The sequence below is a fragment of the Streptomyces sp. A18 genome (genome assembly GCF_059026065.1).
In genome coordinates, this window is sequence record NZ_JBWLKL010000123.1 from 1 (window position 1) to 1,180 (window position 1,180).

A 1,180-nucleotide genomic window follows, 5' to 3' on the forward strand; every position below is an offset into this window, starting at 1 on the left:
GGACCAGAATCCCAATCCGTACCAGCAGCCGGGGTACCAGCAGCCGAACCCGTATCAGCAGCCGGGATACCAGCAGCCCAATCCCTATCAGCAGCAGGGGCCGGGGCAGCCGGGCCACCAGCAGGGCCAGTGGAGCGCGCCGACCGCGCCCGTGGGCGTGACACAGCAGCCGGGCGGGGGCGGTAGCGGCGGCAACAGGACCAAGCTGATCGCCGTCGTCGCGGCGACGGCGGTCGTCGTGGCCGCTGGTGTCACCGGTTTCCTGGTGCTCGGCGGCGACAAGGACCACGAGGCGGACGCCGAGCCGTCGAAGTCCCCCGCCAAGTCCGCGCCCCAGAAGCCGGGTTCGGAACCGGGCACGGGTGGCGGCGAGGACGAGCGCGGCACGGACAAGGGGCCGAAGCCGGTGGTCAAGGGCTGGCAGGTCGTGGTGAACCCCAAGTGGGGCACGGCGTTCGACGTCCCGGCCGACTGGGAGGTGCAGACCCCCGGCACCTTCATCGGCTTCGAGGACACCAAGAAGGGTGACGGCAGCACCCTCATCGGCATGTCGGCACCCGCGTACTACAAGTCCAAGTGGTGCTCCTCGGACGACGACAAGGACGGCACGAAGGACGACACCGCCCTCGGCGCCGTCGGCACCAAGGGCGCGAACGGCGCGAAGAGCACCGACGAGGTCGCGGTCAACCAGGTGCCGTGGTGGGTCTTCGGCGGGTACACCCAGCCGGACAAGAAGAGCCTCACCATGGACAAGAAGGCGAAGCCGTTCACCACGAAGACCGGCATCAAGGGGAGCATCGCGCGCGCCCACTCGACGAACACGCCGCAGAACGGCAAGTGCGCCTCGGACGGCAAGGCGATCACCTTCGGCTTCAAGAATTCCGAGGGTGAGTACGTCGCCTGGAGTCTCTACGGCGCGAAGGGCGTCAAGGACGAGATCCCCGAAGCGACGATCATGAAGATCCTCAATACGGTGCGTCTGCACGGGGACCCGACGGAGTCCTGATTCGTTTCGTACGCCGACGGGGCTTGTGGCCTGATATGCCGACCCTCCTGCGGGGGCAGCGATGACATCAGGCCACCGGCCCCTCTATGGTTACTGCCCATGTGGCCAGGACAGCAGCCGCCCGGGGGCGAGCAGAACCCGCAGGACCAGAATCCCAATCCGTACCAGCAGCCG

At 67.8% G+C, this 1,180-nt stretch carries 1 protein-coding gene; it reads left to right on the forward strand.

Features of this window, described 5'->3' with window-relative positions; genetic code table 11:
* Positions 1-1,006, forward strand: a 1,006-nt coding sequence (locus AC5P1C_RS43745) for a DUF8017 domain-containing protein (RefSeq protein ID WP_493871585.1), incomplete at its 5' end; no start/stop codon positions are given.
* Between the last annotated feature and the right edge of the window lie 174 nt (positions 1,007-1,180).